This window comes from Serratia sp. MF1(2023), assembly GCF_030954545.1.
In the GTDB taxonomy this organism is placed as follows: Bacteria; Pseudomonadota; Gammaproteobacteria; order Enterobacterales; family Enterobacteriaceae; genus Serratia; species Serratia sarumanii.
Map to the genome: position 1 here is coordinate 39,002 of NZ_JAVHUX010000008.1, position 18,981 is coordinate 57,982.

At 58.9% G+C, this 18,981-nt stretch carries 14 protein-coding genes; 10 read left to right on the plus strand and 4 right to left on the minus strand.

What is annotated here, in order from left to right; translation table 11 throughout:
• Position 1: 1 nt before the first annotated feature.
• Entirely contained in the window at positions 2 to 2,128 is a 2,127-nt protein-coding gene (gene rlmKL, locus REA38_RS03130; protein ID WP_308884959.1) for a bifunctional 23S rRNA (guanine(2069)-N(7))-methyltransferase RlmK/23S rRNA (guanine(2445)-N(2))-methyltransferase RlmL, read from the minus strand.
• A gap of 103 nt (positions 2,129 to 2,231) precedes the next feature.
• Between rlmKL and REA38_RS03135 the strand changes: the two genes are divergently transcribed.
• Positions 2,232 to 3,335 (plus strand): YcbX family protein, encoded by a 1,104-nt coding sequence (locus REA38_RS03135; protein ID WP_308884961.1) that lies wholly within the window; start codon positions 2,232 to 2,234, stop codon positions 3,333 to 3,335.
• A 6-nt stretch (positions 3,336 to 3,341) separates the two neighbouring features.
• Here REA38_RS03135 and REA38_RS03140 read toward each other — a convergent pair whose 3' ends face one another.
• Together REA38_RS03140 and pyrD are read right to left on the minus strand one after the other, a co-directional pair.
• Entirely contained in the window at positions 3,342 to 3,890 is a 549-nt protein-coding gene (locus tag REA38_RS03140; protein ID WP_033637882.1) for a cell division protein ZapC, read from the minus strand.
• Positions 3,891 to 4,066: 176 nt separating this feature from the next.
• Entirely contained in the window at positions 4,067 to 5,077 is a 1,011-nt protein-coding gene (pyrD, locus tag REA38_RS03145; RefSeq protein ID WP_047568298.1) for a quinone-dependent dihydroorotate dehydrogenase, read from the minus strand.
• 258 nt (positions 5,078 to 5,335) lie between these two features.
• Between pyrD and ssuE the strand changes: the two genes are divergently transcribed.
• The 5 genes from ssuE to ssuB are packed head-to-tail and all read left to right on the plus strand — an operon-like array spanning position 5,336 to position 9,649.
• On the plus strand, positions 5,336 to 5,914 hold the full coding sequence (ssuE, locus tag REA38_RS03150; RefSeq protein ID WP_151265009.1) for an NADPH-dependent FMN reductase: 579 nt from the start codon (positions 5,336 to 5,338) through the stop codon (positions 5,912 to 5,914).
• Positions 5,915 to 5,938: 24 nt separating this feature from the next.
• Positions 5,939 to 6,904 carry a sulfonate ABC transporter substrate-binding protein gene (locus REA38_RS03155; RefSeq protein WP_308884964.1) on the plus strand — a complete coding sequence of 322 codons (966 nt, stop codon included), beginning with the start codon at positions 5,939 to 5,941 and terminating at the stop codon, positions 6,902 to 6,904.
• 20 nt (positions 6,905 to 6,924) lie between these two features.
• Positions 6,925 to 8,073, plus strand: a complete 1,149-nt coding sequence (gene ssuD / locus REA38_RS03160; protein ID WP_033646584.1) for an FMNH2-dependent alkanesulfonate monooxygenase — start codon at positions 6,925 to 6,927, stop codon at positions 8,071 to 8,073.
• Between the two features lie 11 nt (positions 8,074 to 8,084).
• Positions 8,085 to 8,879: an aliphatic sulfonate ABC transporter permease SsuC gene (ssuC, locus tag REA38_RS03165; RefSeq protein WP_033646585.1), complete on the plus strand. Its 795-nt coding sequence runs from the start codon at positions 8,085 to 8,087 to the stop codon at positions 8,877 to 8,879.
• Complete coding sequence (gene ssuB, locus REA38_RS03170; protein WP_033637874.1) at positions 8,876 to 9,649, plus strand: aliphatic sulfonates ABC transporter ATP-binding protein; 774 nt, start codon at positions 8,876 to 8,878, stop codon at positions 9,647 to 9,649. The genes ssuC and ssuB overlap by 4 nt, the downstream gene beginning before the upstream one ends.
• Before the next feature lie 56 nt (positions 9,650 to 9,705).
• Here the strand turns inward: ssuB and pepN are convergent, their stop codons facing one another.
• On the minus strand, positions 9,706 to 12,324 hold the full coding sequence (gene pepN / locus REA38_RS03175; protein ID WP_033646587.1) for an aminopeptidase N: 2,619 nt from the start codon (positions 12,322 to 12,324) through the stop codon (positions 9,706 to 9,708).
• Between the two features lie 337 nt (positions 12,325 to 12,661).
• On the opposite strand from pepN, the gene REA38_RS03180 reads away from it, so the two are divergent.
• From REA38_RS03180 to ompC, 4 genes are all read left to right on the plus strand, one after another.
• Entirely contained in the window at positions 12,662 to 14,362 is a 1,701-nt protein-coding gene (locus tag REA38_RS03180) for a GGDEF domain-containing protein (protein WP_308884969.1), read from the plus strand.
• Positions 14,363 to 14,617: 255 nt separating this feature from the next.
• Positions 14,618 to 15,823 carry a nicotinate phosphoribosyltransferase gene (gene pncB, locus REA38_RS03185; protein WP_049213672.1) on the plus strand — a complete coding sequence of 402 codons (1,206 nt, stop codon included), beginning with the start codon at positions 14,618 to 14,620 and terminating at the stop codon, positions 15,821 to 15,823.
• Positions 15,824 to 16,036: 213 nt separating this feature from the next.
• Positions 16,037 to 17,437: an asparagine--tRNA ligase gene (gene asnS / locus REA38_RS03190; protein ID WP_033637870.1), complete on the plus strand. Its 1,401-nt coding sequence runs from the start codon at positions 16,037 to 16,039 to the stop codon at positions 17,435 to 17,437.
• A gap of 301 nt (positions 17,438 to 17,738) precedes the next feature.
• Positions 17,739 to 18,848, plus strand: a complete 1,110-nt coding sequence (gene ompC / locus REA38_RS03195) for a porin OmpC (protein WP_060419709.1) — start codon at positions 17,739 to 17,741, stop codon at positions 18,846 to 18,848.
• Positions 18,849 to 18,981: the final 133 nt, after the last annotated feature.

An 18,981-nucleotide genomic window follows, 5' to 3' on the forward strand; every position in this document is an offset into this window, starting at 1 on the left:
ATTATTTTCCTTCGCCGGCGTGAGTCACCAGCCAGCAGTTGTGGATCTGACGGTTACGGGCAAAGTCCTGCGACAGCGTCTTGGCGGTGATCTCTTTCGCCTCCAGGCCCAGCGCGCTCAGCCCTGCCATATCCATTTGGAAACCGCGCTTGTTGTTCGAGAACATGATGGTTCCGTTGCGGCGCAGCAACCGTTTCAAATCTTTCATCAGCGCCAGATGATCGCGCTGCACGTCAAAAGTGTTCTCCATCCGCTTGGAGTTGGAGAACGTCGGCGGATCGATGAAGATCACGTCGAACTGTTCGTTAGCGTTGCTCAGCCACGACAGGCAGTCGGCCTGGATCAGCCGATGCTGACGGCCGGTCAGGCCGTTGGCGCGCAGGTTCTTCTCCGCCCATTCCAGGTAGGTGCGCGACATGTCCACCGTGGTGGTGCTGCGCGCGCCGCCCAGCCCGGCGTGCACGCTGGCGGTGCCGGTATAGGCAAACAGATTGAGGAAGTCCTTGCCGCCGCTCATCTCGCCCAGCATGCGGCGCGCAATACGGTGATCGAGGAACAGGCCGGTATCGAGATAGTCGGTCAGGTTAACCCACAGTTTGGCGTTATACTCTTCCACCAGCAGGAACTCGCCCTTCTGCGCCAGCTTCTCGTACTGATTCTTGCCCTTCTGCCGCTCGCGAGTTTTCAGGATCAGCTGATTCGATGGCAATTCCAGCACCGCCAGCGTCGCGTTGATCACATCGAACAGGCGTTGACGCGCTTTCTGCGCATCGACGGTTTTCGGCGGCGCATACTCCTGCACCACCACCTTGCTGCCGTAACGATCCACCGCGACGTTGTATTCTGGCAGATCGGCATCGTACAGGCGGTAGCATTCAATGCCCTGCTGTTTCGCCCACTTGTCGAGCTTCTTCAAATTCTTGCGCAGACGGTTGGCGAAATCTTCCGCCACCTGCACGCCGCCGGTAGTGGCGCCGGCCGGGTTCGCCGCCAGCTGATAGTTTTTCTGCACGCACTCCAGCGGGCCGTTCTTCGCCTTGAACTGGCGCTCGGCGCGCAGTTGCAGGCAGCTCAACAGCTCCGGCGAGGCGCTGAACAGCGACAGTTGCCAACCGCCGAAGGCGCTTTTCATCACGCGGCCCAGCATGTTATGCAGCGCGATCAGCGCCGGTTCGCTTTCCAGACGCTCACCGTACGGCGGGTTGCTGATCACGGTGCCGTGCGGGCCTTCCGGCAGCGGATTGGTCAAGCGCGCCACGTCGCCGACGTTGAAGGTGATCAGCTCGGCGACGCCGGCGCGGCGGGCGTTGCCGCGCGCCATCTCAATCACCCGGCGATCGATATCGAAACCGAAGAAGCGAGAGGCGGTTTCCTGCAGGCCCCGGCGTGCGCGCACCTGCGCTTCGGCGGTGACTTCACGCCACAGTTCGGCGTTGTGGCCGTTCCAGGCGCTGAAGCCCCAGTGCTGGCGGTGCAGGCCCGGCGCGCGATCGGCGGCGATCATTGCCGCTTCGATCAACAGCGTGCCGGAGCCGCACATCGGATCGAGCATCGGCGTGCCCGGCTGCCAGCCGGAACGCAGCACGATAGCGGCCGCCAGGTTTTCCTTCAGCGGCGCCTGGCCGGTGAGATCGCGGTAGCCGCGCTGATGCAGGCCTTCACCGCTCAGATCGAGGGCCACGCTGGCCATATCGCGTTGCAGGAAGACGTTAACGCGAATATCCGGCTGCTGCTTGGCAACCGTCGGGCGTTGGTCGAGTTTGCGGGTGAAGCTGTCGACGATGGCGTCTTTCACCTTCAGCGCGCCATACTGGCTGTTGCGGATCTCTTCGTTCACGCCGCTGAAATGCACGGCAAAGGTTTTATCCACGCCAAAAATGCTGGGCCAGTCGATCGCCTGCACCCCGAGGTACAGATCCAGATCGCTGTGCACGCGGAATTCGTTCAGCGGCAACAGAATGCGCGAAGCCAGGCGGCTCCACAGCAGGCTTTGGTACAGAAGACGATCGTCACCCTGAAAATGTACCCCACCCTGCACCACTTTGCAGTCGTGAGCGCCAAGCGCTTCCAGCTCGCTTTTTAACAGTTCTTCCAATCCACGCGCCGTGCTGGCAAACAGAGAGTTCATATCGTGCTTATCACCAAAAAGAAAATTGTTGCGCATTATAGCTAATCCGCACCGCTTGTCATAAAGTTGCTCCCTTCTATTTAATAATCGCACGGAGATGAGGGTGATCACGCTTTCCAGACTCTACGTCCATCCGGTTAAATCACTGCGCGGTCTGCAGCTTTCTTACGCCCAGGTCGGCAGCAGCGGTCTGGCCTTCGACCGCAACTTTATGATCACCGAGCCGGATGGCACCTTTATTACCGCGCGCCAATACCCACAGATGGTGCTGTTCACGCCGGCGCTGCTGCCGGACGGGCTGTTCCTGAGCGCGCCGGACGGCGAAAGCGCCGCCATTCGCTTCAGCGACTTCGCCGCCGCGCCGCAGCCGACCGAGGTGTGGGGCAATCATTTCACCGCACTGATCGCGCCGGATGAGATCAACCGCTGGCTGAGCGGCTATTTCCAGCGCGACGTTCAGCTGCGCTGGCTGGGGCCGGAGTTGACCCGCCGGGTGAAGAAACACCCCGAGATCCCGCTGACGTTTGCCGATGGCTACCCTTATCTGCTGATTAACCAGGCTTCGTTCAACGATCTGCAGCGGCGTTGCCCCGGCAGCATCAAGCTGGAGCAGTTCCGCCCCAATCTGGTGGTGAGCGGCGCAGCCGCCTGGGCTGAAGACGGTTGGCAGGTGATCCGCGTTGGCGAGGTGATGTTCGATCTGGTGAAACCCTGCAGCCGCTGCGTGCTCACCACCGTCAGCACCGAGCGCGGCCGCAAGCACCCGAGCGGCGAACCGCTGAGTACGCTGCAAAAATTCCGCTCCGCCGACAACGGTGATATCGATTTCGGCCAGAACATGATCGCGCGCAGCAGCGGCATCATCCGCGTGGGCGATACGGTGGAAGTGCTGTCGACCAAGCCGCCGCGCCCTTATGGCGCCGGCAAAGTGGTGGCGAGCGTGCAGGCGCCGCAAGACAGCGAGCACAGCGTCACTATCGAATATGAAGGAAAGGTGTTTACCGGCAACAACCAGCAGATCCTGCTCGAACAGCTGGAACAGCAAGGCATTCGCGTGCCTTACTCCTGCCGCGCCGGGATTTGCGGCAGCTGCCGCATTACGTTGTTGAGCGGTGAGGTCGCGCCGCTGAAGAAAAGCGCGCTGGGCGACAACGGCACCATCCTGTGCTGCAGCTGTATCCCAAAAAGTGATTTGACGTTGGCGTAATCCGCCTTATACCGCCCTGTCGTAAGCCGGGGCGGCGCTTTCATCCTGCGCGCAGGGTTTCAGCCGATCGTGCATCACCTTGATGGCGTCGCCCAATACCATGGTGCGGCCGGCGACCGTCAGTTGATTTTGCGCCAGCAGGCACAGGCTGGCGTTATCCCCGGCCTCCACCACCAGCAAGCGCGCTTCCACGCCGCTTTCCATCACCTTCACCGCCGCCAGCTCGCCGTTTTTCGGCTGCAGCGGGTAATGCTGCTGCGAGAAATGCCAGCTCTTCGGCATCAGCGGTTTCAGGAAGCGGTAGGCGACCAGCGCATTCAACACCAGCTCGGCGCGCTGCTCATGGCTGAGTTTGATCTGCTTGCACTGTTCTTCATAGGTGAAATAAAGGGCGGCGTCATCCACGCAAAAAGCGCATTCATCGAAGGCGTCCGGCGTTAACATTTTGGCCGGGAAACGTGAACGGAAGATCATACCATTAGCTAAATCCAGCATTAGCCGATCGTGTTCGGCATCAAAATACCAACGCCAATTATCGTCAGGTTTTATCTTCATTTCGTATCCTTCTCGCTGCCTATGCCAACGCCGCACTCACCCTAAAAGGCGATTTTATCACCGATAAAATAGCTTAAACATCGGATAATTCCGCGAACGATATTTATGCTAACGAACAAAATATAGACGAGCCGGGGGCAGAAATAAACCCCCGGAATAAAATGAGAGGAAAAATATTAGATATGGGTAACGATATCTTTAATCAAACGCGGGCCGTGATAGATAAATCCGGAATAAATTTGCAGCAGGCTCGCGCCGGCCTCCATTTTTTCGCGCGCCGCCGTCAGCGAATCGATGCCGCCCACGCCGATAATCGGCAGGCGCCCTTGAAGTTCGGTGGAAAGACGACGGATCACTTCCGTGCTGCGTGATTGTAACGGACGCCCACTTAACCCGCCCGCTTGTTCGCAGTAATTTAACCCCTGGATCAATTTTCGATCCAAAGTGGTATTGGTGGCGATCACGCCATCGATATTATGCCGCACCAGGCTATCGGCAATTTGGATCAATTCTTCTTCTGAAAGATCCGGCGCGATCTTTACCGCCACCGGCACATATTTGTGATGGCGCGCATGTAATTCCTGCTGCTTATTTTTAATCGCAGCTAAAAGATCGTCCAGCGCTTCGCCATACTGTAAGGATCGTAACCCCGGCGTATTCGGCGAAGAGATGTTAATCGCGATATAACCGGCATACGGATAAACTTTATCCATGCAGATCAAATAATCGTCTTTACCCTGCTCGACCGGGGTGTCTTTATTCTTGCCGATATTGATCCCAAGAATGCCGCCGAAATGGGATTTCTTAACGTTTTCAACCAGATTGTCCACGCCATGGTTATTGAACCCCATGCGGTTGATCAGGCCTTCCGCCTCAACCACGCGGAACAAGCGCGGCTTGTCGTTGCCCGGTTGCGGGCGTGGCGTCACGGTGCCGACTTCCACATGGCCGAAGCCCATCGCGCCGAACGCATCGATGCATTCGCCGTTTTTATCCAGACCGGCGGCCAATCCCAGCGGGTTTTTGAACGACAGCCCCATGCAGCTGACCGGTTTGGTCGGCACGGACTGACGGACAAGAAACGCTAATGGGGTGCCGGCAATACGGCTGAGCTGACGAAAGGTCACTTCGTGCGCGCGCTCGGGATCGAGCTGGAACAACGCTTTCCTGATGAGGGGGTAGTACATGGACTCTCCTGATTTCCCGGTTGCAAACCGGGGGCGTATTATCCGGTATCCCCCGCCCAATTGGAATTGATTAAAGGCAAAAAAAGCCGTTTTTACGCAATCGTTTTCTCTCTTCACCGCCAAATCGGCGCCAATCCGCTTTTGCGCATATCGAAATCAAAAAATGAGATTTAAAAAACGCGCCCGGTTGCTGGTAGGTTTAAAACACTTCTTTTTTATTTTCTAATTAAACCTAACTTTTAGTTATAAGGAGTGGCAATGCGCGTTATATCACTGGCCGGCAGCCCACGCATCCCATCACGTTCCGCCGCGCTGCTCGCGCTGAGTCAGAACTGGCTGCGGCAGCAAGGAGCGGAAGTGACGGCTTATACCCTGCACGACTTCGATGCCGAAGACCTGCTGTACGCCAACTTCAACAGCCCGGCGATCAAGGCGTTTGCCGAGCAGCTGGCGCAGGCCGACGGCCTGCTGATTTCCACGCCGGTTTATAAAGCGTCGTTCTCCGGCGCGCTGAAAACCCTGCTGGATCTGCTGCCGGAACGCGCGCTGGATCATAAGGTGGTGCTGCCGCTGGCGACCGGCGGTTCGATCGGCCACATGCTGGCGGTGGACTACGCGCTGAAACCGGTGCTGGCGGCGCTGAAAGCGCAAGAGGTGCTGCACGGCGTGTTCGCCGACGACAGCCAGATCCAACTGGCCGGCGAAGGCGCCACGCTCACCGACGCCGTCGCCGCCCGGCTGGAAGAGGCGCTGGCCAGTTTCTATCTGGCGCTTGGCCGCCGCAAACCGCCCGCGCTGCGCGTCGCCTCGCCGCTGGCGGCGCGACAGACTGCCTGAAAGGCCTGGAAAAGGAGAGCCTGAATGAAAAAACACATCGTTTTACGGCGCTGGCTGAGCGCCGCTACCCTCACCGGCCTGCTATCGCTGGTCTGGTCCACTGCCGCCGCCGCGCAGGATCCGGCGCAGTTCCGCATCGGCTACCAAAAAGGATCGGTCAGCCTGGTGCTGGCGAAGAGCCACCGGTTGCTGGAGGAACGTTTCCCCGCCACCCGCATCAGCTGGATCGAGTTTCCCGCCGGCCCGCAAATGCTCGAGGCCTTGAACGTCGGCAGCATCGATCTGGGCAGCACCGGCGATATTCCGCCGATCTTCGCGCAGGCCGCTGGCGCGGACCTGCTGTATGTCGGCGTTGAGCCGCCCAAACCAAAGGCGGAAGTGATCCTGGTGCCGGAAAACAGCCCGATCAAAACCGTCGCCGATCTGAAAGGCCATAAGGTCGCTTTCCAGAAAGGATCCAGCTCGCACAACCTGCTGCTGCGATCGCTGCAAAAGGCCGGCCTGAAATTTACGGATATCCAGCCTGCCTATCTGACCCCCGCCGATGCGCGCGCCGCCTTCCAGCAGGGCAACGTCGATGCCTGGGCCATCTGGGATCCTTATTATTCCGCCGCGCTGCTGCAGGGCGGCGTACGGGTGCTCGGCGACGGCACCGATCTGAACCAGACCGGTTCCTTCTATCTGGCGGCGCGCCCCTACGCCGAAGCCAACGGCAGCTTTATCAGCCAGGTTCTGACCGTGCTGACCCAGGCCGATGCGCTCACCCGCAGCGACCGGGCGCAAAGCGTGACCCTGCTGGCCAACGCCATGGGGCTGCCGGAGCCGGTGATCGCCAGCTATCTGGATCACCGCCCGCCGACCGCCATCACACCGCTCGATGCGCAGACGATCGCCGCGCAGCAGCAAACCGCCGACCTGTTTTACGCCAACCGGCTGGTGCCGGTGAAGGTCGACATCTCGCAACGCATCTGGCGCCCAAGCGCGCAATAAACAATGGGAGAACATTGACGATGAGCCTGAACGTTTTCTGGTTTTTACCCACCCACGGCGATGGCCACTATCTCGGCAGCGCACAGGGGGCGCGCAGCGTCGATCACGGTTACTTGCAGCAGATCGCCCAGGCGGCGGATCGGCTGGGATTCGGCGGCGTATTGATCCCCACCGGCCGCTCGTGCGAAGACTCCTGGCTGGTGGCCGCCTCGCTGATCCCGGTCACCCAGCGGCTGAAGTTTTTGGTCGCGCTGCGGCCGGGCATCATCTCCCCTACGCTGGCGGCGCGCCAGGCGGCGACGCTGGATCGCCTGTCCAACGGGCGCGCGCTGTTCAATCTGGTCACCGGTGGCGATCCGGAAGAGCTGGCGGCGGAGGGGTTGCATCTCAATCATGAAGAGCGCTACGAAGCCTCAACCGAGTTCACCCACATCTGGCGCCGGGTGCTGGAAGGCGAAACCGTCGATTTCGACGGCAAGCACATTCAGGTGAAAGGCGCCAAACTGCTGTTCCCGCCGGTGCAGCAGCCGCGCCCGCCGCTCTATTTCGGCGGATCCTCCGCCGCCGCGCAGGATCTGGCCGCCGAACAGGTAGAAATGTATCTCACCTGGGGAGAGCCGCCGGCGCAGGTTAAAGAGAAAATCGAAGAGGTGCGCGCCAAAGCGGCGGCGAAAGGCCGCCAGGTACGCTTCGGTATCCGCCTGCATGTCATCGTGCGGGAAACCACCGAAGAGGCCTGGCGCGCCGCCGATCGGCTGATCGCCCACCTCGATGAGGAAACCATCGCCGACGCGCAGCAGGCTTTTGCGCGCTTCGATTCCGTCGGCCAACGGCGCATGGCGGCGCTGCACGGCGGCAAGAAGGACAACCTGGAGATCAGCCCGAACCTGTGGGCCGGCATCGGCCTGGTGCGCGGCGGCGCCGGCACCGCGCTGGTGGGCGATGGCCCGACGGTCGCGGCGCGCATGCAGGAATATGCCGATCTGGGCATCGACACCTTTATTCTCTCCGGCTATCCGCATCTGGAAGAGGCCTACCGCGTCGGCGAACTGCTGTTCCCGCACCTCGATCTGGCGCAGGAGGAAACGCCCGCGCGCCTTCAGCCGGTGCGCCCGCAGGGCGAAGTGGTGGCCAACATTTATGTTCCGCAAAAAGTGTCGCAGAGCTGAGGAGCGCCCCGATGGCAAAGAACGCGCAACGCATCCTGTATCGGCTGGCCCCCTGGGCGCTGCCGCTGGCGCTGGTGATCCTCTGGCAGATCGCCGTAGAAACCGGCTGGCTGTCCAACCGCATTTTGCCGGCGCCGAGCGCGGTGCTGGCCGCCTTCTGGAGCCTGAGCCAAAGCGGCGAACTGTGGCAGCACCTGAGCATCAGCAGCCAGCGCGCGCTGATCGGCTTTGCCATCGGCGGCAGCATCGGGCTGATCCTCGGCTTTATTACCGGGCTGTCGCGCTGGGGCGAACGCCTGCTGGACAGCTCGGTGCAAATGATCCGCAACGTGCCGCACCTGGCGCTGATCCCGCTGGTGATCCTGTGGTTCGGCATCGATGAATCCGCCAAGATCTTTCTGGTGGCGCTCGGTACGCTATTCCCGATTTATCTCAATACCTATCACGGCATCAAGAACATCGATCGCGGCCTGTTGGAGATGGCCCGCAGCTACGGCCTGAGCGGTTTCCGCCTGTTTACGCAAGTGGTGCTGCCGGGCGCGCTGCCGTCGATTATGGTCGGCGTGCGTTTCGCTCTCGGCTTCATGTGGCTGACGCTGATCGTCGCCGAAACCATTTCGGCCAATTCGGGCATCGGCTACCTGGCGATGAACGCGCGTGAATTCCTGCAAACCGACGTGGTGGTGGTGGCGATCGTGCTGTACGCCCTGCTCGGCAAGCTGGCGGACGTGGGCGCGCAACTGCTGGAGCGCGTCTGGTTGCGCTGGCATCCGGCCTATCAACTGAAACAGGGAGAAGCGCTATGACCCTTCCCGCTCGCCTTGCGCAAGGCACGCCGGTGACGCTGGAGTCCATCGGCAAAGGTTACGGCAACCGCACCGTGCTGGACAATATTCAGCTGCGCATTTCCGCCGGGCAGTTCGTGGCGGTGGTCGGCCGCAGCGGCTGCGGCAAGAGCACCCTGCTTCGCCTGTTGGCCGGCCTGGAACAACCCAGCAGCGGCGCGCTGCTCAGCGGCAACGCGCCGCTTGCCGCCGCTAAAGAGGATACCCGGCTGATGTTTCAGGATGCGCGCCTGCTGCCGTGGAAAACGGTGATCGACAACGTGGGTCTGGGGCTGCGCGGCCAGTGGCGCGATGCGGCGCTGCAGGCGCTGGACGCGGTCGGCTTGGCGGATCGCGCCCGAGACTGGCCGGCGGCGCTGTCCGGCGGGCAAAAGCAGCGGGTCGCCCTGGCGCGCGCGCTGATCCACCGCCCTCGCCTGCTGCTGCTGGATGAACCGCTCGGTGCGTTGGATGCCCTGACGCGCATCGAGATGCAGGGGCTGATAGAAACGCTGTGGCAACAGCACGGTTTTACCGTACTGCTGGTCACGCACGACGTCAGCGAAGCCATCGCGCTGGCGGATCGGGTGATCCTGATTGAAGAGGGCCGCATCGGGCTGGATCTGACTCTCGATCTGCCGCGGCCGCGCCGCAAAGGTTCCGCCCGGCTGGCGGAACTGGAGGCCGAAGTGCTGGAGCGGGTGTTATCACCGCCGGCCACAGCGGCCAGCGGCCGTCGGGCGGCGAATTGAAGGGATGAAAAAAGGGACGGCGCAGGCCGTCCCTTGATCTATCCAGCGCGAAAAGATCAGGCGTCGAGCGCCTTGCTGATCTTCTCGTACAGATCGCCGGACAGGTTTTCCAATCCTTTCAGCTGTTCCAGCGCCTTGCGCATCAGCGCCTGGCGGCCCGCGTCGTAACGCTTCAGGCGAATCAGCGGTTCAATCAGGCGCGCGGCGATCTGCGGGTTGCGCTGGTTGAGATCGCTGAGGATCTCCGCCAGGAACTGATAGCCGCTGCCGTCCGCGGCATGGAACGCCGCCGGGTTGCCGGAAGCGAAGCCGCCGATCAGCGAACGGGTGCGGTTCGGGTTGCTCAGGCTGAACGAACGGTGTTGCAGCAGCGCGCGCACCTTGCTCAGCACGTCTGCCGCCGGGCTGCTGCCCTGCAGCACGAACCATTTATCCATCACCAGGCCATCCTGATGCCAGCGCTCGTCGAACGCCGCCAGCAGCGCATCGCGGCACGGCAGCTGGGCCGCGACCGCAGCAGACAGCGCCGCCAGCGAGTCGGTCATGTTGTCTGCCTGGCGATACTGTTCGCTTACCAGTTGGTCCGCCAGCGCCACATCTTCGCCGAACGCCAGATAGCCCAGGCACACATTACGCAAGGCGCGCTTGGCGATCTCGGCGTGCTCCACGCGGTAGCCGTCGGTCTTGTTGGCGTGATATACCGCCAGCCACTCATCGGCCAGCTCCCGCGCCAGGCAGCGAACGATCGCTTCATGCACCGCGGCGATCGCTTCCGGATCGATGGTGGCGAACAGCTCGGCGATTTCGTTCTCCGACGGCAACGTCAGGATCTGCGCCGCCAGCGCCGGATCCAGTTTTTCGTCCAGCAGCACTGCGCGGAACGCATCGGCCACGTGCAGCGGCAGCGACAGCGGCTGCTTCTGCTGGTGCCGCGCCACGTTCAGCTTGATATAGGTCGCCAGCAGGCTCTGCGCCGCATCCCAACGCGCAAATTCATTGCGCGCGTGCTGCATCAGGAAGGTCAGCTGCTGATCGCTGTACGGATAGTCCAGCTTCACCGGCGCGGAGAATTCGCGCAGCAGCGACGGCACCGGCTTATGCGCCACGCCGTCGAACACGAAGGTTTGCTCCGCTTCGGTGACGTTCAGCACGTTATTGACCGGCAGGCCGCCCTTTTGCAATGGAATGACGTTGCCTTCACTGTCGTACAGTTCGATATCCAGCGGGATATGCAGCGGCAATTTCTCCGGCTGATCGGCGGTCGGCGCGGTTTGCTGGCTGACATGCAGGCGATACTGCTGGGTTTCCGCGTCGTAATCGTCGCGAACCGTCAACAGCGGCGTGCCGGACTGGCTATACCAACGGCGGAAACGCGACAGATCGACGTTGGACGCGTCCTCCATCGCCTGCACGAAATCGTCGCAGGTGGCGGCGCTGCCGTCGTGGCGTTCGAAATAGAGCTGCATCCCTTTCTGGAAGTTCTCCTCCCCCAGCAAGGTGTGCATCATGCGGATCACTTCGGAACCCTTTTCATACACCGTCAGGGTGTAGAAGTTGTTCATCTCGATCACTTTGTCCGGGCGGATGGCGTGCGCCATCGGGCTGGCGTCTTCGGCGAACTGCGCGCCGCGCATCACGCGCACGTTGTCGATGCGGTTGACCGAACGCGATCCCAGATCGGAACTGAACTCCTGGTCGCGGAACACCGTCAGCCCCTCTTTCAGGCTGAGCTGGAACCAGTCGCGGCAGGTTACGCGGTTACCGGTCCAGTTGTGGAAGTATTCGTGGCCGATCACCGCTTCAATGTTCAGGTAATCCTTGTCGGTGGCGGTTTCCGCCTTCGCCAGCACGTATTTGGAGTTAAAGATGTTTAACCCTTTGTTCTCCATCGCGCCCATATTGAAGAAATCGACCGCCACAATCATATAAATGTCGAGATCGTATTCCAGGCCGAAGCGGGTCTCGTCCCACTTCATCGAGTTCTTCAGCGACGTCATCGCCCAGTCGGCGCGATCCAGGTTGCCGCGATCGACGAACAGCTCCAGCGCGACCTTACGGCCGGAACGGGTGGTGAAGCTGTCGCGCAGCACGTCGAAGTCTCCCGCCACCAGCGCGAACAGGTAGCAAGGTTTCGGGAACGGATCCTGCCATTGCACCCAGTGGCGGCCATCGGCCAATTCGCCCTGGCCGATGCGGTTGCCGTTCGACAGCAGGAACGGATAGCGCGCCTTGTCGGCCTCGATGCGAGTGGTAAAGCGCGCCAGCACGTCCGGGCGATCCTGATAATAGGTAATGTGGTGGAAACCTTCGGCTTCGCATTGCGTGCACAGCGCATCGCCGGACAGGTACAGCCCTTCCAGCGCAGTGTTTTTCGCCGGGTGAATGTCGTTGACGATGGTAAGAGTGAATTGTGCCGGCAACGCTTCGATGATCAGTTGGTTATCCTGCTGGCGGTAGGCGCTCCACGGTTGGCCGTCGACCTGAATGCTCACCAGCGTCAGATCTTCGCCATCCAGCACCAGCGGTGCGCCGGCCGCGCCCTGACGTTTGATTTTACTGACGGCGGTCACGCGCGTGGTTTCCGCGTCCAGACTGAAGTCCAAATCGATATCGGTCGTGGTGTAATCGGGCGCGCGATAATCGTGGCGGTATTTTGCCTGTGGCTGTTGTGTCATAAAAACCCTTAAACGTCTCGGTGAGTTATAGGTGCCAGGCCGCTCTTCTGCTTCATACCGCAGCCGGAGTGTTCCCCTGCGGCGCGCGCTGGGCCTGAATTGTGAATAAACTGTATCACAGCTGGCCGAAAAGCCCAGAGCCGCCGGGCGACCACGAGAGAGAAATCAGAGGCAAATCATAAATCGCCCGCCAGGCGATAGCGCAGGTAACCAATGGCTAAATAAAAATCAGCATTTAATGCTAAAAAACCGCCGCCGGGGGGCGCCGGCATAGTTGAGGCGACGCAGGCGCCATGGTGGTATAATTGCGGCATCAGGCCCAGGGATGACTCGCACTATGAAAATTAAATACGCAATCTATTTTTTTACCCTGTGCCTGATGACTTCCTTCTCTCTGTTCATCGTCGATGAGCTGCTCGAAGCCCATACCGACTACCGCGATAACCAACTCAATCTGTACAAAATTGATCGCGCCAAAGAAATCTCCGAAGCCTTTCAGGCTGCCTTGCAGGAGCACCGCCTCAAACGCTTGAGCCTGATCGATCCGCAAATCACCCGAGCGCAATGTTTGGCCGCCGATCGGGCGGCGCGCGAAAGAATTACCCGCATCCGCGAACATCTGGACGATGAGGTCGCCAGACAGCTCGGGGTTCGGCAAAAAATCGCCGCGCTGTCGATGATCAGCCTGATGGAACAGCTGCTGGATAATGACAACCTGCAGCTTTCGCAGGTCAATAACACCAACGCCAATCTGTTCAACATCAACAGCGCCTATTACATCTCGCAAACCAGCAAGAGCTATTACCGCTACACCTACGATACCCGGATGGTGGATACCGACTCTTTTATGTTTCTCGAGGCCATCCGCCTTAATAACCGGCTGAATATGTCACTGACGGAATTGAGCGATCAGATTATCGACGTCAACGTCAGACCGCTCGTTCGCAAAGACGCCTACCTGAAGTCCATTCAGCTGACCGGCGTGCTGAACGCGCTGAGCACCCGATTGATCTTCATGAAGATCAACTACGACGATGGACAAATCACCAACATCGTCAATGCATTGCTCACCCAGGTGTCCGCCGAGCGCCTCCAGCAGATTACCCATGGGCTGTACACCGCTATCGATACCCATCAGCCCTACCCCACCGCGCTTATTTCGCGCTATGTCGACGATGTGAGCGGGCTGTCGCAGGCGCTGTATCAACGCAGCTTCGAGCTGGAAACCCTCGCGTCGCGCCACAAGATTTATGACAGCCAGACGACCATTTACGGCATGATCGCACTCGCCGGCCTGGTGGTGTTGCTGTTCATTTTGCCGGCGCTGGTGTTCTGCACCAGCATCAACCGCTGGCTGACCAAGACCCACAACAATATCGTGCGGCTGTCGCGCGGCGAGATAAATATCGATCGCAACGACGCCTTCTACAGCCAGGAATTGATCGCCATCAGCGACGCCATTCAGCAGCTCAGGCAATACCAGTTGGACAAGGTCTCGCTGGAAAGCGAGAAACAACTGCTGATTAAAGAGCTCGAGGCCTCTTCTTTCCTCGATCCGCTTACCAATATTTACAACCGCCGTAAATTCTTCCTTGAATGTCAGCTGCTGGGCGACGGCAGCTACCCGCAGGCCTTTTGCCTGATCGACATCGACAACTTCAAACAGCTCAACGACAGCTATGGCCACGACGTGGGCGACCGGGCGCTGGTGGCATTCGGCCACCTGCTGCAACGCGCGTTCCGCGCCAGCGACATCTTCTGCCGCTACGGCGGCGAAGAGTTCGCGGTGCTGCTGGGCAACTGTTCGTTGGACAACGCGCGGGACATCATGGAGCAATTGCGCGCCCGCACTCATCGCCTGACGCTAAATCTGGCCGATGGACGGCAAGTGCGTTTTACCACCAGCTGCGGCATTGCGCCGGTCAACGCATTCACCGCGCTACAGGCGGCGATCAAACAGGCGGACGAAGCGCTCTATTTTTGCAAAAAGAACGGCAAGGATCGGGTCAGCGTGCATACCCAGGCCGGCTATATCTGATTCGCTGTTTAAAATAATTAACATTATAATTTTTATGACTAATTAGGCTAAGTCATTCACCTTACAGGCATATCTGGCTTTTTTTCCTCCCCGTCGCTATCAGGCCGCCATAAAGGCACGTTTAATCCTCGACCCGCTTTGGTGATTTATGGTGTGATGCAGCTTCAATAACAGGATAATCCGGGTATACTCCACCCCCACTTTTATGATTATCCGGATTTGGACACGCGCCTGACGAGGATGCTGTAACGCGCTATGACTCAATACGCTTCCCCGATTTTGACATCACTGCTTGATACCGATGCTTATAAGCTTCATATGCAGCAAGCAGTGTTCCATCGCTATCCCGCGATCAGCGTGGCGGCGGAATTCCGCTGCCGCGGCGACGAACTGCTGGGCGAATATGCCGACGAGATCCGCGCGCAGGTGGCGTTGATGAGCCGGCTGGCGCTGACCGATGCCGAATTCGCTTATCTTTCGGGCCTGCCCTTCTTCCGTCAGGATTACCTGAACTGGCTGCGAACGTTCCGCTACGATCCGCAGCAGGTCACCATAGACAACCGCGACGGCAAGCTGCAAATCCGCATCGCCGGCCCCTGGCGTGAAGTGATCATGTGGGAAGTGCCGTTGCTGGCGGTGATCAGCGAAGTGGTGCACCGTCGGCGCTCTCCGCTGGCGACGCCGGAACAGGCGGTGGCGCATCTGCAGACCAAGCTGGCTCAGTTCAAGACGCTGGCAGGCGATCTGGATCTTTCGCGCTTCAAGCTGATGGACTTCGGCACCCGTCGCCGTTTCTCTCAGGGCGTGCAACAGGCCATCGTCAGCACCTTGCAGGCCGAATTCCCGTACCTGTCGGGCACCAGCAATTACGATCTGGCGCATCAGCTCGGCCTGGCGCCGGTCGGCACTCAGGCGCATGAGTGGTTCCAGGCGCATCAGCAAATAAGCCCGGTGCTGGCCAACAGCCAGCGCGCCGCCTTGCAAGCCTGGTTGGATGAATACCCGGATCAGCTTGGCATCGCGCTCACCGACTGTATCACCATGGATGCCTTCCTGCGCGACTTCGGCCCGCAGTTCGCCGAACGTTATCAGGGGCTGCGCCACGATTCTGGCGATCCCGTCGAGTGGGGTGAAAAGGCCATTGCCCATTATCAAAAGCTGGGCATCGATCCGATGAGCAAAACGCTGGTGTTCTCGGACAACCTGGATCTGGAAAAAGCGCTGGCGCTCTATCGCCATTTCTACCAGCGCATCAATCTCGGCTTCGGCATCGGCACGCGCCTGACCTGCGATATTCCCGGCGTCAAACCGCTGAATATCGTGATCAAGCTGGTCGAGTGCAAAGGCAAGCCGGTGGCCAAGCTCTCCGACAGCCCCGGCAAAACCATTTGTCAGGATCAGGCGTTCGTCAGGGCCCTGCGCAAGGCCTTCGATCTGCCGCTGGTGAAGAAAGCCAGCTGAGCCTTCTATATATAGAGAGAAAGCCGGCCCGGTTCAGGCGCCGGCTTTTTTGTTTTTATCCCGACCGCCCTCTTTTCAGCCAGCCACGATAAATGTTGCGCCAATCCGATGATTTCTGCTTGTGCTCTGCACCGCGGCAAGTAACATAGCCATTACCCCCATATTCTTGGGTTGTAAGCTATTTCTAAACCAAATTATTAAAGAGAGAAATCTATGAGCGTAGTGCCTGTAGTCGACGTACTGCAAGGTCGTGCTGCGGTTGACAGTGAAGTCACCGTACGCGGCTGGGTACGTACCCGGAGAGATTCAAAAGCTGGTATCTCCTTCCTGGCCGTCTATGACGGTTCCTGCTTTGATCCGTTACAGGCCGTCGTTAATAATTCTCTGCCGAATTATCAGGATGAAGTGCTGCACCTGACCACCGGTTGCTCAGTTGAAGTTACCGGCAAGGTCGTCGCCTCACCGGGCGAAGGCCAGAGCTTCGAGCTGCAGGCCACCGCGATCAACGTGGTCGGCTGGGTCGACGATCCGGATACTTACCCAATGGCGGCCAAACGCCACAGCATCGAATACCTGCGCGAAGTGGCCCACCTGCGCCCGCGCACCAATCTGATCGGCGCCGTGGCGCGCGTGCGTCATACCCTGGCGCAGGCGATCCACCGCTTCTTCCATGAAAATGGTTATTTCTGGGTGTCCACTCCGCTGATCACCGCCTCCGACACCGAAGGCGCCGGCGAAATGTTCCGCGTGTCCACGCTGGATCTGGAAAACCTGCCGCGCACCGACAAGGGCGCCGTCGATTTCAGCCAGGACTTCTTCGGTAAGGAAGCCTTCCTCACCGTTTCCGGCCAGCTGAACGGCGAAACTTACGCCTGTGCGCTGTCCAAGGTATACACCTTCGGCCCAACCTTCCGTGCCGAAAACTCCAACACCAGCCGCCACCTGGCGGAGTTCTGGATGATCGAGCCGGAAGTGGCCTTCGCGACGCTGGACGATGTCGCCGGCCTGGCCGAAAGCATGCTGAAGTATGTGTTCCAGGCGGTGCTGGATGAACGAGCAGACGATCTGAAATTCTTCGCCGAGCGCGTGGATAAAGACGCAATCTCTCGTCTGGAGCGCTTCGTCTCTTCCGATTTCGCCCAGGTGGACTACACCGACGCCATTGAGATCCTGCTGGCCTCTGGCCAAACCTTCGAAAACCCGGTTTCCTGGGGCATCGATCTCTCTTCCGAACATGAGCGTTATCTGGCGGAGAAACACTTCCAGGCGCCGGTGGTGGTGAAGAACTACCCGAAAGACATCAAAGCGTTCTATATGCGCATGAACGAAGACGGTAAAACCGTCGCGGCCATGGACGTGCTGGCACCGGGCATCGGTGAAATCATCGGCGGTTCGCAGCGTGAAGAACGCCTCGACATGCTCGATCAACGTCTGGAAGAGATGGGCCTGAATAAAGAAGACTACTGGTGGTATCGCGATCTGCGCCGCTACGGCACCGTGCCGCATTCCGGTTTCGGCCTGGGTTTTGAACGTTTAATCGCCTATGTCACCGGCGTGCAAAACGTGCGCGATGTGATTCCGTTCCCACGCACACCACGTAACGCAAGCTTCTAATTCATACGATCAAACGTTTTTTAAACGATTTCGTTACAAAACAAAGGCCAGCCTCGCTGGCCTTTCGCATTTTTTAATATTGACGCACATCACAAAGTTCCCGAATAATTACATTTGGTTACACATACTTTCCTTTTGCAACCTGATTGGGACATTGGTATCATTTTCGTCCTAGATTAACCCGCCTGTGAATGGAACACTGCGTTCAGACACAGGACGACACCAATCTATCAACAATAGTTCCCAAAGAATTATTGGCGGCAGTGGCAAAGGTGTCCGAATAACACCAATGAGGGTAATAATGATGAAGCGCAACATTCTTGCAGTGGTTATCCCGGCTCTGTTGGCTGCTGGTGCAGCAAACGCAGCTGAAATCTACAACAAAGACGGCAACAAGCTGGATCTGTACGGCAAAGTTGACGGTCTGCACTACTTCTCCGACAACAAAGGTGATGACGGCGATCAGACCTATGTTCGTTTCGGCTTCAAAGGTGAAACCCAGATTACTGACCAACTGACCGGTTACGGCCAGTGGGAATACAACGTCCAGGCTAACCACGCCGAATCTCAGGGCACCGAAGGCACCAAGACCCGTCTGGGCTTCGCCGGTCTGAAATTCGCTGACTACGGCTCCTTCGACTACGGCCGTAACTACGGCGTACTGTATGACGTGGAAGGCTGGACCGATATGCTGCCAGAGTTCGGTGGCGATACCTACACCTACTCCGACAACTTCATGACCGGCCGTACCAACGGCGTTGCGACCTATCGTAACAACAACTTCTTCGGTCTGGTTGACGGTCTGAACTTCGCCGTTCAGTATCAGGGTAAAAACGAGAACGACAGCCGCGCGCTGAAGAAACAAAACGGCGACGGCTGGGGTCTCTCCTCTACTTATGACATCGGCGAAGGCGTAAGCTTCGGCGCTGCATACGCCTCTTCTGACCGTACCGACGATCAGCAGTATCGTTCTACCGCCGAAGGCGACAAGGCTGACGCATGGACCGTAGGTGCGAAATACGACGCCAACAACGTTTACCTGGCAGCAATGTATGCGGAAACCCGCAACATGACTCCTTACGGTGAAGCGGATAACACCATCGCAAACAAAACTCAGAACTTCGAAGTGACCGCTCAGTACCAGTTCGACTTCGGTCTGCGTCCAGAAGTGTCTTACCTGCAGTCTAAAGGTAAAAACCTGCGCGGTCGTTCAGCAAACAACGCAACCTTCACCGGCGGCGACGCTGACCTGGTTAAATATGTTTCTGTTGGTACCACCTACTACTTCAACAAAAACATGTCCACCTACGTTGATTACAAAATCAACCTGCTGGATGACAACGAGTTCACCAAAGCTAACGGCGTCGCAACCGACGATACTGTAGCAGTTGGCTTGGTATACCAGTTCTAAGTTGTCTCGCTTAACGGCGGTTTACCGTCGGCTAAGTTAAAAAACAGGGCTTCGGCCCTGTTTTTATTTGTGTCTCCCGGTAACGTTTTATCCTGCAGATTTCCCCTTCCCCATCATTTTTTCTGTCGAATCC

Coding starts and splice junctions, on each gene's coding strand:
- ompC (WP_060419709.1), top strand. CDS start 17,739: ATGATGAAGCGCAACATTCTTGCAGTGGTTATCCCGGCTCTGTTGGCT.
- REA38_RS03140 (WP_033637882.1), bottom strand. CDS start 3,890: ATGAAGATAAAACCTGACGATAATTGGCGTTGGTATTTTGATGCCGAA.
- pyrD (WP_047568298.1), bottom strand. CDS start 5,077: ATGTACTACCCCCTCATCAGGAAAGCGTTGTTCCAGCTCGATCCCGAG.
- pepN (WP_033646587.1), bottom strand. CDS start 12,324: ATGACACAACAGCCACAGGCAAAATACCGCCACGATTATCGCGCGCCC.
- ssuD (WP_033646584.1), top strand. CDS start 6,925: ATGAGCCTGAACGTTTTCTGGTTTTTACCCACCCACGGCGATGGCCAC.
- ssuC (WP_033646585.1), top strand. CDS start 8,085: ATGGCAAAGAACGCGCAACGCATCCTGTATCGGCTGGCCCCCTGGGCG.
- asnS (WP_033637870.1), top strand. CDS start 16,037: ATGAGCGTAGTGCCTGTAGTCGACGTACTGCAAGGTCGTGCTGCGGTT.
- ssuE (WP_151265009.1), top strand. CDS start 5,336: ATGCGCGTTATATCACTGGCCGGCAGCCCACGCATCCCATCACGTTCC.
- REA38_RS03155 (WP_308884964.1), top strand. CDS start 5,939: ATGAAAAAACACATCGTTTTACGGCGCTGGCTGAGCGCCGCTACCCTC.
- REA38_RS03180 (WP_308884969.1), top strand. CDS start 12,662: ATGAAAATTAAATACGCAATCTATTTTTTTACCCTGTGCCTGATGACT.
- pncB (WP_049213672.1), top strand. CDS start 14,618: ATGACTCAATACGCTTCCCCGATTTTGACATCACTGCTTGATACCGAT.
- ssuB (WP_033637874.1), top strand. CDS start 8,876: ATGACCCTTCCCGCTCGCCTTGCGCAAGGCACGCCGGTGACGCTGGAG.
- rlmKL (WP_308884959.1), bottom strand. CDS start 2,128: ATGAACTCTCTGTTTGCCAGCACGGCGCGTGGATTGGAAGAACTGTTA.